This window comes from Pseudomonas sp. B35(2017) (assembly GCF_002113645.1).
Lineage (GTDB): Bacteria > Pseudomonadota > Gammaproteobacteria > Pseudomonadales > Pseudomonadaceae > Aquipseudomonas > Aquipseudomonas ekonensis.
In genome coordinates this window covers 290,574-303,436 of record NZ_NEIZ01000002.1, presented here as the reverse complement: position 1 = coordinate 303,436, position 12,863 = coordinate 290,574, and the positions used below count along the sequence as shown (strand labels likewise).

The window sequence follows — 12,863 nt, the reverse complement described above, 5'->3', positions numbered from 1 at the left end:
TGAGGTTTTTTTACGCTCATGCGTCTTCTTGTACGTCTCGTTATCAAGTGCCACTGCTTTTCAAGGACATCCCATGATCGCCCCGGAAAAATCCCTGCGTTCGCAACGCCTGAACCAGATCACCCACGAGCCGCACAGCAAGCTCGATGCGCTGGTCAAGGCTCACGCGCCCTTCGAGACCCGCGAAAGCTTCGCCCGCTTCGTGGTCGCCCAATACCTGTTCCAGTCGGAACTGGTGGCGCTGTACAACGATGCCGAACTGACCGCCATCGTCCCTGACCTGCCGGCCCGTTGCCGCGCCGAAGCGGCCAAGGCCGACCTGGCCGACCTCGGCACCGACGTCCCGGCCCCGGTGGCCGGTGCGGTGCACAACCCGAGCAAGGCCCGTGCCCTGGGCTGGATCTTCGTCTCCGAAGGTTCGAAGCTCGGTGCGGCCTTCCTGATCAAGCGCGCCGTCGCGCTGGACCTGAGCGAAACCTTCGGTGCCCGTCACCTGGGCGAACCGGAAGGCGGCCGCGCCGAAGGCTGGAAGCGCTTCGTCAAGACCCTCGATTCGCTGCCGTTCACTGCCGAAGAGGAAGCCGAAGCCGAGCAAGGCGCCCTCGACGCCTTCAACCGCTTCACCGTGCTGCTGGAACAGGCCTACTCGACCGAAGCCGAACCGGCCTGACCGGCCGCCGTCTCCCTGTGAACGGCAACTGTGCCTTCAAGGGCGTTATCGCCAGCAGGCTGGCTCCCACAAGTGATGTGCAGCACACAAAACGGTGGGAGCCAGCCTGCTGGCGATGGCGTCCGTGCAGGCGCCGCAAGGCAGTTGCCTCAACCCCAGACCGCACAAGCCTGTAAGATCCCCTTCCGCCTCACGTGCCCCACCGACTCCATGCCCCGACCCGCCTCCTCGAAACTCGCCCGCCTGCTGTTCGGCCTGCTGGCCTACGTCAGCCTCGGCATCGGCCTGATCGCCATCGTGGTGCCCGGCCTGCCGACCACCGAGTTCATCCTGCTCGCGGCCTGGGCCGCCACCCGCAGTTCCCCGCGCCTGAGCGCCTGGCTGGAGAACCATCGGCTGTTCGGCCCGATCCTGCGCAACTGGCGCAACGGCAAGCTCATCGCCCGCCGGGCCAAGCTCAGCGCCACGGCCAGCATGCTGCTGTGCGCCACGCTGATGCTGGTGATGCTCGATCACGGCTGGCCGGTCTACCTCGCCATCGCTGGCATGACCCTGGGCAACCTGTGGATCTGGTCGCGGCCGGAACCGTTGCCGAAGATCTCCTGAATTTTCTGCCCTTTTCAGGGCATTTTCCTGCGCAAACGTTTAGCCATGACCGTTCGTCGGTCGGCGCCTCATGCGGCTGTGCCCCAAGCCGATGAGCAAGGCATGGCGCTGAATGGATTTGGCGAAACGGGTGAGTCCGCCCCGTGGCCAACCTTTCATTCATTCGCGAGATCGCCCCATGTTCGACTCTCTTTCCATTCGCCTGAAAATCGTCCTGCTCTCCGGCCTGTGCCTGCTCGGCGTGGTGGCGCTGATCGTCGGCATCAACATCCACCAGACCAACCGCAACGACGAACTGGTCAGCGACTCCAGCAGCAAGATGCTCATCGCCAGCGTGCAGGACCTGCTGCAGGCCAAGGCCGCCGAACAGGCGGTGCGGGTGCAGAAGACCTTCGGCGAAAGCCTGCTGGCGGTCACCGCCCTGGCCGACCAGATCAAGGACATGCGGGTGATGGCCGCCAAACGCTCGATGGATGCCGGCGCCCTGCGCGAAGAGTTGAACCAGAGCCTCAAGACCGCCTTCGAGCGCAACGCCAAGGTGCTCGGCATCTGGCTGGCGTTCGAACCCGACGGCCTGGACGGCAAGGACAGCGAATTCAAGAACGACGCCGCCCGCCAATCCAACGAGGCCGGCCGCTTCGCCAGCTACTGGAGCCGCGCCGCCGGCACCGCGCTGAACACGATCATGGTCGAAGAGGACATGACCAAGACCACCCTCAGCCTCAGCGGCACGCCGTACAACAGCTGGTACACCTGCCCCCGCGACAACAAGCGCACCTGCCTGCTCGACCCGTACGCCGACACCGTGGGCGGCAAGGAAATGCTCATGACCACCATCTCCGTGCCGCTGCTGGTGGACGGCAAGGCCATCGGCGTGGTCGGCGTCGACATCGCCCTCGACGCCCTGCAAGCGGCGGCGGTGGATTCCCAGCGCGAACTGTTCAACAGCGCCGGGCACATGCTGATCGTCTCCGGCAGCGGCGTGCTGGCCGCCTACAGCGCCGACGCCAGCAAAGTCGGCAAAGGCATCGCCGACACCCTGGGCGCCGAAGGCAAGGACATCCTGCAACTGCTCGGCGGCGGCAGCCCGAAGATCCTCGAACAGGGCGACCTGATCCGCGCCGTGTACCCGGTCAACCCGATCGGCGACGCCCGCGCCTGGGGCGTGGTCATCGACCTGCCCAAGCAAGTGCTGCTGGCCGACTCGGTCAAATTGCAGGCGGTGCTCGACGACGCCCAGGAGGCCGGCACGATCACCGCCTTGTCGGTCGCCGTGGTGGCCGGCCTGCTCGGGCTGCTGCTGATCTGGCTCACCGCCTCGGGCGTGACCCGGCCGATCAACAGCGTCGCCGACATGCTCAAGAACATCGCCAGCGGTGAAGGCGACCTGACCCAACGCCTGAACTACGGGAAAAAAGACGAACTGGGCGAACTGGTGAACTGGTTCAACCGCTTCCTCGACAAGCTGCAGCCGACCATCGCCCAGATCAAGCAGAGCATCACCGACGCCCGCGGCACCGCCGACCAGTCGTCGGCCATCGCCCGCCAGACCAGCGAAGGCATGCAGGTGCAGTTCCGCGAGATCGACCAGGTGGCGACCGCCTCCAACGAAATGAGCGCCACCGCCCACGACGTCGCCAACAGCGCCTCGAACGCGGCCAACGCCGCCAAGGGCGCGGACCAGTCGGCCCGGGACGGCATGTCGATCATCGAGCGCAGCACCCGCGACATCAGCCAACTGGCCGATGAAGTCAGCAAGGCGGTGGCCGAAGTCGAGGAACTGGCGCTCAACAGCGAACAGATCGGCTCGGTGCTGGAAGTGATCCGCAGCATCGCCGAACAGACCAACCTGCTGGCGCTCAACGCCGCCATCGAGGCCGCCCGCGCCGGCGAGAGCGGCCGCGGCTTCGCGGTGGTGGCCGACGAAGTGCGCAACCTGGCCAAGCGCACCCAGGACTCGGTGGAGGAGATCCGCGTGGTCATCGAACGCATCCAGTCCGGCACCCGCGGCGTGGTCGCGACCATGCACTCCAGCCAGAGCCAGGCCCAGAGCAACGCCGGGCAGATCCGCCAGGCCGTGGACGCGCTGGGCAAGATCAGCGAAGCGGTCACCGTGATCAGCGACATGAACCTGCAGATCGCCAGCGCCGCCGAACAGCAGAGCGCCGTGGCCGAAGAGGTCAACCGCAACGTCTCGGCGATCCGCACCGTCACCGAAACCCTGACCGAACAGGCCAGCGAATCGGCGGCCATCAGCAGCCAGCTCAACGCCCTGGCCAGCCAGCAGATGAAGCTGATGGATCAGTTCCGCGTCTGACCCCTGCCATGCGGTGCCCCTGCTGGCGTCATCGCCAGCAGGCTGGCTCCCACAGGGTTCCCGGGTGCGCCTTTTGCACTATGCTGCGCTCTCCTTCCGGAGGGCCTTCGATGACCGATCTGCTCGCATCCATCCAAGCCGCGCTCGGCCTGCCCCGCACGCCGATCCCCTTCACCGCCGTCGGCGCCCTGCCCTCGGCCTTCGCCGTCACCGACCTGGCCTGCGCCAGCATCGCCGCCGCAGGCCAAGCGGTCAGCGAACTGTTGCTCCGGCAGACCGGCCACCGGCCCGCCGTCGAAGTCGACCGCCGCCTCGCCTCGTTCTGGTTCGCCGCCTCGCTGCGCCCGGACGGCTGGAACGTGCCGCCGTTGTGGGATCCGGTGGCCGGCGACTACGCGACGCAGGACGGCTGGATCCGCCTGCACACCAACGCCCCGCACCACCGCGCCGCCGCCGAACGCGTGCTCGGAGCCTGCGCCGACCGCGCCGCCATGACTGCGAAGGTCGCGCAGTGGACCGCCGCGGAGCTGGAGCACGCGGTGGTCGAGGCCAACGGCTGCGCGGCGCAGATGCGCAGTTGGGCCCAGTGGCAGCAGCACCCGCAGGGCCTGGCGGTGAATGCCGAGCCGCTGGTGCATGTCTTCGACGGTCAAACGCAAAGCCCCTGCGCCTGGACAGGCTCGGCGGCGCAACCGCTGGCCGGGCTCAAGGTGCTGGATCTGACCCGGGTGCTGGCGGGGCCGACCGCCACCCGTTTTCTCGCCGGCCTGGGCGCCCAGGTGCTGCGCATCGATCCGCCGACCTGGAACGAGCCCGGTGTGGTGCCGGAACTCACCCTCGGCAAACGCTGCGCGCGACTGGATCTTCACGCTCCGGCGGATCGCGCGGTGTTTGAGACGCTGCTCAAGGGCGCCGACATCCTGGTGCACGGCTACCGGGCCGATGCCCTGGAAAACCTCGGTTTCGGCGCCGAATCCCGGCGCAAGTGGGCGCCGGGGCTGATCGACGTCAGCCTCAACGCCTACGGCTGGAGCGGCCCGTGGCGCAACCGTCGGGGCTTCGACAGCCTGGTGCAGATGAGCAGCGGCATCGCCGAGGCCGGGCAGCGCTGGCGGCGCAGCGACACGCCGACGCCGCTGCCGGTGCAGGCGCTGGATCACGCCACCGGGTATCTGATGGCGGCCAGCGTGATCCGCCTGCTGACCGAGCGCCTGCACAGCGGCAAGGCCGGCTCGGCACGGTTGTCTTTGGCGCGCACGGCGAAGCTGTTGATCGAGCAGGGGCCGGGGACGGATGAACCGTTGCGGGCCGAGGACGGCCAGGATCAGGACGCGCGGGTGGAGCAGACGCCGTGGGGGCCGGCCCATCGGCTGAAGGCGTCGCTGAACATCAGCGGGACGCCGTTGCGCTGGGCGTTGCCGGCCACCGAACTAGGTTCGCATTCCCCGCATTGGCTGTGACCTCGCCGGCTCGCTGCCCGAGGGCCTTCACCGGCGCCATCGCCAGCAGGCTGGCTCCCACAGGGACTGACGGTGCCTACAGATTTTGTGCTCACCGCAAAAACTGTGGGAGCCTGCCTGCTGGCGATGAGGCCGGTGCAGCCGACACAAAACCCGCGATCAATCCCCCCGCCCCAACGACGTCCACAGCACCTGCGCCGCATACCCCCGGTACGGTCGCCAGGCCTCGGCCCGCGCCGTCAGTTCCCGCGCCGTCGGCCGCCGGCCCTCCAGCACCTCCAGCGCCCGCAGCAACCCCACATCCCCGGTCGGAAACCCGTCCATGTCCCGCAATTGGCGCAAGGCGATGTACTGCGCCGTCCAGTCGCCGATGCCGTGCAAGGCCAGCAGCCGCGTCACCCCGGATTCGAAGAGCGACGGATCGTCCAGCAGCGCCTGCGCCACGCCGGACAACGTCCGCCCCCGGCTTTTGGGCATGCCCAACGCCGCCAGATCGGCGACCGCCAACACGTCAGCCTCGGGAAAGGCATGGGTCAACCCCGGCACCGGCGAATGGATCGGTTCGCCGTAACGCGCCACCAGTTTCCCCGCCAGACGGATCGCCGCCGTCACCGTGATCTGCTGCCCCAGCACCGCACGGAACGCCAGCTCCAGCCCGTCCCACGCCCCCGGCACCCGCAGTCCCGGCCGTTCGGCGATCAACCGCGCCAACAGCGGGTCCGCCGCCAGGTGCCGCTGCATCCGCACCACATCCGCATCCAGGCCGAACAATCGACGCAAACGCGCGACGATCTCCGGCACCGCCGCCGGCTCGGGAAAATCCAGTTCCACGTCCAGGCCATCCCCGTCACCGGGCCGGACCGACACGCTGCCGCTGACCCTGTTCAAACCGATGATCCGCGAATACACGCCGGCCTCGACCGTCTCCATGCCGGCCACCGCCCGTGCCCCAAGGAATCCGAGCATCGCCGGCCAGTCGTAGGGCGCCTGAACGTCCAGCCGCAGCCTCACAGCGACAGCAGGCCGCTGTACAACCCATACGCCGCCAGCCCGGCCCCGCCGATCACGCAGGTGAAAATCCCCTTCTCCAGCGTGGTGAACAGCGGCTCACCCTGCTCATGCTTGGCCTTGGCGAACAGGATGACGCCGGGCGCGTACAGCAGCGCCGACAGCAGCAGGTACTTCACCCCGCCGGCATACAGCAGCCACACCGCGTAACACAGGGCGATGCCGCCGATGAGCAGGTCCTTGGTGCGCTCGGCCGAGGCGTGCTCGTAGGTTTCGCCCCGGCCGCTGAGCAGCACCGCATAGGCCGCCGACCACAGGTACGGCACCAGAATCATCGACGAGGCGAGATAGATCAGGCTGGTGTAGGTGCCGGCGGAAAACAAGGTGATCAGCAGGAAGATCTGGATCATCACGTTGGTCAGCCACAGCGCGTTGACCGGCACGTGGTTGGCGTTCTCCTTCTTGAGGAACGCCGGCATGGTCTTGTCCCGGGCCGTGGCGAAGAGGATCTCGGCGCACAGCAGCGCCCACGAGAGCAACGCGCCGAGCAGCGACACCGCCAGGCCGATGCTGATCAGCAGCGCGCCCCACGGCCCGACGATGTGCTCCAGCACCGCCGCCAGCGACGGGTTCTGCAGGGTCGCCAGTTCCGGCTGGCTCATGATCCCCAGCGACAGCACGTTCACCAGCACCAGCAGCGCCAGCACCCCGATGAAGCCGATCACCGTGGCCCGGCCGACGTCGCTGCGTTTCTCCGCCCGGGCCGAATACACGCTGGCCCCTTCGATGCCGATGAACACGAACACCGTCACCAGCATCATGTTGCGCACCTGGTCCATCACCCCGCCGAAGCTGGGGTTGCTGCGGCCCCAGATGTCGCGGGTGAAGACGTCGGCCTTGAACGCCACCGCCGCGATGACGATGAACATCACCAGCGGGACGATCTTGGCCACGGTGGTCAGTTGGTTGATGAACGCCGCCTCCTTGATCCCGCGCATCACCAGAAAGTGCACCGCCCACAGCAGCAGCGACGCGCAGCCGATGGCCACCGGCGTGTTGCCCTGGCCGAACACCGGAAAGAAATAGCCCAGGGTGCTGAACAGCAGCACGAAGTAACCGACGTTGCCCAGCCACGCGCTGATCCAGTAGCCCCAGGCCGACGAGAACCCCATGTAGTCGCCGAAGCCGGCCTTGGCGTAGGCGTACACCCCGGAATCGAGTTCCGGCTTGCGGTTGGCCAGGGTCTGGAACACGAACGCCAGGGTCAGCATGCCGACCGCCGTGATCGCCCAGCCGATCAGGATCGCGCCGGCGTCGGCCCGGGCCGCCATGTTCTGCGGCAGGGAGAAGATGCCCCCGCCGATCATCGAGCCCACCACCAGGGCGATCAGTGCGCCAAGGCGCAGTTTTTGCGTCGGTTGCGACATTCCAGCGTCTCCAGGTTCCCGTGGGTCGAAGGCCGTAAACAGCGTCATGTAACCGTCGTTAATCAAACGGATTCAAGCGTAATAACGTTTATTGGATATCGCCAATAAACCCCTTTTATATATAGCCATTGACTCTAACGGCGAGTGCCGAAAATCAATTTTGTGCGCCATTCGTAATAAATCATTTCTGTACTGAAAACAGATGCGGAAAATTTGCCAAACCGGCAAAACGGACTAGCTTCAACATCCCAAGGGAATACGAGTTATTCCCGTTTTCTCTTGCAGACCCTTCTGCCACGGGCCTTCCAGGCGAGCGACCTTATGCCCTAGGCGAATTCATAAGTCATTCATTTAGCAATGGAATGTGCCCATGAACTGATCTAAGTCAGCTGTTTGACCGACCAACAGACTTAACCTGACGTCTCTCTTCTCCTGCAATGGAGTCATGCAATGTCTGAGTCCTCCGCAAAACTTAAACTCGGTGCGCTGACTGCACTGGTCGTCGGTTCCATGATCGGTGGCGGGATCTTTTCATTGCCGCAGAACATGGCCGTCAGCGCCGATGTCGGCGCCGTGCTGATCGGTTGGGCCATCACCGCCGTCGGCATGCTGACCCTCGCGTTCGTGTTTCAGACCCTGGCCAACCGCAAACCCGACCTGGACGGCGGGGTGTACGCCTACGCCAAGGCCGGCTTCGGCGACTACATGGGCTTCTCCTCGGCCTGGGGCTACTGGATCAGTGCCTGGTTGGGCAACGTCGGTTACTTCGTGCTGCTGTTCAGCACCCTGGGCTACTTCTTCCCGATCTTCGGCGAAGGCAACACAGTCGCCGCGATCATCGGCGCCTCCGTGCTGCTGTGGGCGGTGCACTTTCTGGTGCTGCGCGGCATCAAGGAAGCGGCGTTCATCAACCTGGTGACCACCGTCGCCAAGGTCGTGCCGCTGCTGCTGTTCGTGCTGATCGCGCTGTTCGCCTTCAAGCTGGACATCTTCACCGCCGACATCTGGGGCGCGAAGAACCCGAGCCTCGGCAACGTGATGAACCAGGTGCGCAACATGATGCTGGTCACCGTGTGGGTGTTCATCGGCATCGAGGGCGCGAGCATCTTCTCGGCCCGGGCGGAAAAGCGCACCGACGTCGGTAAGGCCACCGTGATCGGCTTCATCACCGTGCTGCTGTTCCTGGTGCTGGTGAACGTACTGTCGCTGGGGATCATGACCCAGCCGGAACTGGCCAAGCTGCAGAACCCGTCGATGGCCGCCGTGCTCGAGCACGTGGTCGGCCACTGGGGCGCGGTGCTGATCAGCGTCGGCCTGATCATCTCGCTGCTGGGGGCGCTGCTGTCGTGGGTGCTGCTGTGCGCGGAGATCATGTTCGCCGCCGCCAAGGACCACACCATGCCGGAGTTCCTGCGCCGCGAGAACGCCAACCATGTGCCGGCCAACGCCCTGTGGCTGACCAACGCCATGGTGCAGCTGTTCCTGGTGATCACCCTGTTCTCGGCCAGCACCTACCTGTCGCTGATCTACCTCGCCACCTCGATGATCCTGGTGCCCTACCTGTGGTCGGCGGCCTACGCCGTGCTGCTGGCGGTGCGCGGCGAAAGCTACGAGGGCGCGGCGGGCGAGCGGCAGAAAGACCTGATCATCGGCGCCATCGCCCTGCTCTACGCGGTGTGGCTGCTCTATGCCGGCGGCGTGAAGTACCTGCTGCTGTCGGCCCTGCTCTACGCCCCCGGCGCGATCCTGTTCGCCAAGGCCAAGCTTGAAGTCAAGAAACCGGTTTTCACCCCTGTCGAGAAGCTGATTTTCGCCGCAGTGGTCGCGGGCGCCCTGGTGGCTGCCTACGGTCTCTACGACGGCTTCCTGACCCTGTAACCGCGAGATAACCATCTCTGGAGGATCACAGTAATGACCACGGAAAAAGTTAAGTACGGCGTCCATTCCGAAGCCGGCAAACTGCGCAAAGTCATGGTTTGCTCCCCCGGCCTGGCCCACCAGCGGCTGACCCCGAACAACTGCGACGAACTGCTGTTCGACGATGTGATCTGGGTCAACCAGGCCAAGCGCGACCACTTCGACTTCGTCACCAAGATGCGCGAGCGCGGCATCGAAGTCCTGGAAATGCACAACCTGCTGACCGAGACCGTCCAGAACCCCGAAGCGCTGAAATGGATCCTGGACCGCAAGATCACCCCTGACACCGTCGGCGTCGGCCTGACCAACGAAGTGCGCAGCTGGCTCGAAGGCCTGGAGCCGCGCAAGCTGGCCGAGTTCCTGATCGGCGGCGTGGCCGGCGAGGACCTGCCGGACAGCGAAGGCGCCAGCGTGATCAAGATGTACCGCGACTACCTGGGCCACTCCAGCTTCCTGCTGCCGCCGCTGCCCAACACCCAGTTCACCCGCGACACCACCTGCTGGATCTACGGCGGCGTGACCCTCAACCCGATGTACTGGCCGGCCCGCCGCCAGGAAACCCTGCTGGCCACCGCCATCTACAAGTTCCACCCCGAGTTCGCCAACGCCGACTTCGAAGTCTGGTACGGCGACCCGGACAAAGACCACGGCCAGGCCACCCTTGAGGGCGGCGACGTGATGCCGATCGGCAACGGCGTGGTGCTGATCGGCATGGGCGAGCGCACCTCGCGCCAGGCCATCGGCCAACTGGCGCAGTCGCTGTTCGCCAAGGGCGCGGTGGAGAAGGTCGTGGTGGCCGGCCTGCCCAAATCCCGCGCGGCGATGCACCTGGACACCGTGTTCAGCTTCTGCGACCGCGACCTGGTGACGGTCTTCCCGGAAGTGGTCAAGGAAATCGTGCCGTTCATCATCCGCCCCGACAGCAGCAAGCCTTACGGCATGGACGTGCGCCGCGAGAACAAATCGTTCATCGAAGTGGTGGCCGACGCCCTCAACCTCAAGCAGCTGCGCGTGGTCGAGACCGGCGGCAACAGCTTCGCCGCCGAGCGCGAACAGTGGGACGACGGCAACAACGTGGTGGCGCTGGAACCGGGCGTGGTCATCGGCTACGACCGCAATACCTACACCAACACCCTGCTGCGCAAGGCCGGCATCGAGGTCATCACCATCAGCGCCGGCGAACTGGGCCGCGGACGCGGCGGCGGCCACTGCATGACCTGCCCGATCGTGCGCGACCCCATCGACTACTAAACGACCATTTTCCCGGCCGCCCCCACCCGGCGCGGCCGGGCCGATCACCGAATCCAAGGAGAATCATCATGGCGTTCAACATCCACAACCGTAACCTGCTCAGCCTGGAACACCACACCGCCCGCGAGCTGCGCTACCTGCTCGACCTCTCCCGCGACCTCAAGCGCGCCAAGTACACCGGCACCGAACAGCAGCACCTCAAGGGCAACAACATCGCCCTGATCTTCGAAAAGACCTCGACCCGCACCCGCTGCGCCTTCGAAGTCGCCGCCTATGACCAAGGCGCCAACGTCACCTACATCGACCCCAACTCCTCGCAGATCGGCCACAAGGAAAGCATGAAGGACACGGCCCGCGTGCTGGGCCGCATGTACGACGCCATCGAGTACCGCGGCTTCAAGCAGGAGATCGTCGAAGAACTGGCCAAGTTCGCCGGGGTGCCGGTGTTCAACGGCCTGACCGACGAATACCACCCGACCCAGATGATCGCCGACGTGCTGACCATGCGTGAGCACGCCGACAAGCCGATCCACGAAATCAGCTACGCCTACCTGGGCGACGCCCGCAACAACATGGGCAACTCGCTGCTGCTGATCGGCGCCAAGCTGGGCATGGACGTGCGAATCAGCGCGCCCAAAGCCCTGTGGCCCCATGACGACCTCGTGGCCCGCTGCAAGAAATACGCGGAAGAAAGCGGTGCGCGCATCACCCTGACCGAAGACCCGAAAGCGGCGGTCAAGGGCGTGGACTTCATCCACACCGACGTCTGGGTGTCGATGGGCGAGCCGGTCGAAGCCTGGGGCGAACGCATCCAGCAACTGCTGCCGTACCAGGTCAACGCCGAACTGATGAAGGCCTCGGGCAACCCGCGCACCAAGTTCATGCACTGCCTGCCGGCGTTCCACAACAGCGACACCAAGGTCGGCAAACAGATCGCCGAGCAGTACCCGCACCTGGCCAACGGCATCGAGGTGACCGACGACGTGTTCGAATCGCCGGCCTGCATCGCCTTCGAGCAAGCGGAAAACCGCATGCACACCATCAAGGCGATCCTGGTCTCGACCCTGGCCGACCTGTAAACCGGCGAAGCTCCCACTGACGCGACACGGTCACTGTGGGAGCTGGCTTGCCAGCGATAGCGGTGTGTCAGCCAAAGACAATGCTGATTGCCCCGTCGCCATCGCGGGCAAGCCCGGCTCCTACAGTGACCGCACTTGTTCCGTCTGACCTTATTGCTATTCAGAAGGACTCGCACCATGCGTATCGTCGTTGCTCTGGGCGGTAACGCCCTGCTCCGCCGGGGTGAACCCATGACCGCGGACAACCAGCGCGCCAACATCCGGATCGCCACCGAGCAGATCGCCAAGATCCATCCCGGCAACCAACTGGTCATCGCCCACGGCAATGGCCCGCAAGTGGGCCTGCTGTCGCTGCAGGCGGCGGCCTACACCTCGGTCACCCCTTACCCGCTGGACGTGCTCGGCGCCGAGACCGAAGGCATGATCGGCTACATCATCGAACAGGAACTGGGCAACCTGCTGGACTTCGAAGTGCCGTTCGCCACCCTGCTCACCCAGGTCGAGGTGGACGCCAAGGATCCGGCCTTCCAGAATCCCACCAAACCCATCGGCCCGGTCTACGGCAAGGCGGAGGCCGAGAAGCTGGCCGCCGAAAAAGGCTGGGCGATCGCCCCGGACGGCGACAAGTTCCGCCGCGTGGTGGCCAGCCCGCGGCCCAAGCGCATCTTCGAGATCCGCCCGATCAAGTGGCTGCTGGACAAGGGCAGCATCGTGATCTGCGCCGGCGGCGGCGGCATCCCGACCATGTACGACGAAAACCGCAACCTCAAGGGCATCGAGGCGGTGATCGACAAGGATCTGTGCTCGTCGCTGCTGGCCGAACAGCTGGACGCCGACCTGTTGGTGATCGCCACCGACGTCAACGCGGCCTACATCGACTTCAACAAGCCGACCCAGAAGGCCATCGCCCAGGCCCACCCGGACGAACTGGAACGCCTGGGCTTCGCCGCAGGCTCCATGGGGCCGAAGGTGCAGGCAGCCTGCGAATTCGCGCGCCATACTGGCAAGGTCGCGGTGATCGGTTCGCTCGCGGACATCGAAGCCATCGTCCAGGGCACCGCCGGTACGCGGGTCAGCACGGCAGCGCCGGGCATCACCTACCGATAAAAAGAAACGGCGGGGCAGATC

The 12,863-nt window shown here is 65.6% G+C and carries 10 protein-coding genes and 1 pseudogene; 9 read left to right on the top strand and 2 right to left on the bottom strand.

Annotated elements, in window-relative coordinates; all coding sequences use genetic code 11:
• Positions 1 to 73: 73 nt before the first annotated feature.
• The 5 genes and pseudogenes from CAG41_RS04900 (at position 74) to CAG41_RS04885 (ending at position 5,053) form a co-directional block, all read left to right on the top strand.
• Complete coding sequence (locus tag CAG41_RS04900; RefSeq protein ID WP_085580519.1) at positions 74 to 670, top strand: biliverdin-producing heme oxygenase; 597 nt, start codon at positions 74 to 76, stop codon at positions 668 to 670.
• Positions 671 to 880: 210 nt separating this feature from the next.
• Entirely contained in the window at positions 881 to 1,276 is a 396-nt protein-coding gene (locus tag CAG41_RS04895) for a YbaN family protein (protein WP_085580517.1), read from the top strand.
• A gap of 112 nt (positions 1,277 to 1,388) precedes the next feature.
• Positions 1,389 to 2,687: pseudogene (locus CAG41_RS29100) on the top strand (chemotaxis protein); the annotation flags it as partial.
• 150 nt (positions 2,688 to 2,837) lie between these two features.
• Positions 2,838 to 3,593, top strand: a complete 756-nt coding sequence (locus CAG41_RS29095) for a methyl-accepting chemotaxis protein (protein ID WP_371856096.1) — start codon at positions 2,838 to 2,840, stop codon at positions 3,591 to 3,593.
• Positions 3,594 to 3,703: 110 nt separating this feature from the next.
• Positions 3,704 to 5,053, top strand: a complete 1,350-nt coding sequence (locus CAG41_RS04885) for a CoA transferase (RefSeq protein WP_085629547.1) — start codon at positions 3,704 to 3,706, stop codon at positions 5,051 to 5,053.
• A 159-nt stretch (positions 5,054 to 5,212) separates the two neighbouring features.
• Here CAG41_RS04885 and CAG41_RS04880 read toward each other — a convergent pair whose 3' ends face one another.
• A complete protein-coding gene (locus CAG41_RS04880) occupies positions 5,213 to 6,064 on the bottom strand; it encodes a DNA-3-methyladenine glycosylase (RefSeq protein WP_085693923.1) in 852 nt (283 codons plus the stop codon).
• On the bottom strand, positions 6,061 to 7,488 hold the full coding sequence (gene arcD, locus CAG41_RS04875) for an arginine-ornithine antiporter (protein ID WP_085580509.1): 1,428 nt from the start codon (positions 7,486 to 7,488) through the stop codon (positions 6,061 to 6,063). Before arcD (CAG41_RS04875) ends, CAG41_RS04880 begins: the two co-directional genes overlap by 4 nt.
• A gap of 450 nt (positions 7,489 to 7,938) precedes the next feature.
• On the opposite strand from arcD (CAG41_RS04875), the gene arcD (CAG41_RS04870) reads away from it, so the two are divergent.
• The 4 genes from arcD (CAG41_RS04870) (at position 7,939) to arcC (ending at position 12,842) form a co-directional block, all read left to right on the top strand.
• Positions 7,939 to 9,366, top strand: coding sequence for an arginine-ornithine antiporter (arcD, locus tag CAG41_RS04870; protein WP_085580507.1), 1,428 nt, complete (start codon positions 7,939 to 7,941; stop codon positions 9,364 to 9,366).
• A 33-nt stretch (positions 9,367 to 9,399) separates the two neighbouring features.
• On the top strand, positions 9,400 to 10,656 hold the full coding sequence (gene arcA / locus CAG41_RS04865; protein WP_085580505.1) for an arginine deiminase: 1,257 nt from the start codon (positions 9,400 to 9,402) through the stop codon (positions 10,654 to 10,656).
• A 68-nt stretch (positions 10,657 to 10,724) separates the two neighbouring features.
• Positions 10,725 to 11,735: an ornithine carbamoyltransferase gene (locus tag CAG41_RS04860; protein WP_085580503.1), complete on the top strand. Its 1,011-nt coding sequence runs from the start codon at positions 10,725 to 10,727 to the stop codon at positions 11,733 to 11,735.
• Positions 11,736 to 11,912: 177 nt separating this feature from the next.
• Positions 11,913 to 12,842, top strand: a complete 930-nt coding sequence (gene arcC / locus CAG41_RS04855) for a carbamate kinase (RefSeq protein WP_085580501.1) — start codon at positions 11,913 to 11,915, stop codon at positions 12,840 to 12,842.
• Positions 12,843 to 12,863 lie beyond the last annotated feature (21 nt).

What these genes read in the sequence shown, in the direction of transcription:
- CAG41_RS04900 (WP_085580519.1), top strand. Translation starts at nt 74, where the DNA reads ATGATCGCCCCGGAAAAATCCCTGCGTTCGCAACGCCTGAACCAGATC.
- CAG41_RS04895 (WP_085580517.1), top strand. Translation starts at nt 881, where the DNA reads ATGCCCCGACCCGCCTCCTCGAAACTCGCCCGCCTGCTGTTCGGCCTG.
- CAG41_RS29095 (WP_371856096.1), top strand. Translation starts at nt 2,838, where the DNA reads ATGCAGGTGCAGTTCCGCGAGATCGACCAGGTGGCGACCGCCTCCAAC.
- CAG41_RS04885 (WP_085629547.1), top strand. Translation starts at nt 3,704, where the DNA reads ATGACCGATCTGCTCGCATCCATCCAAGCCGCGCTCGGCCTGCCCCGC.
- arcD (WP_085580509.1), bottom strand. Translation starts at nt 7,488, where the DNA reads ATGTCGCAACCGACGCAAAAACTGCGCCTTGGCGCACTGATCGCCCTG.
- arcD (WP_085580507.1), top strand. Translation starts at nt 7,939, where the DNA reads ATGTCTGAGTCCTCCGCAAAACTTAAACTCGGTGCGCTGACTGCACTG.
- arcA (WP_085580505.1), top strand. Translation starts at nt 9,400, where the DNA reads ATGACCACGGAAAAAGTTAAGTACGGCGTCCATTCCGAAGCCGGCAAA.
- CAG41_RS04860 (WP_085580503.1), top strand. Translation starts at nt 10,725, where the DNA reads ATGGCGTTCAACATCCACAACCGTAACCTGCTCAGCCTGGAACACCAC.
- arcC (WP_085580501.1), top strand. Translation starts at nt 11,913, where the DNA reads ATGCGTATCGTCGTTGCTCTGGGCGGTAACGCCCTGCTCCGCCGGGGT.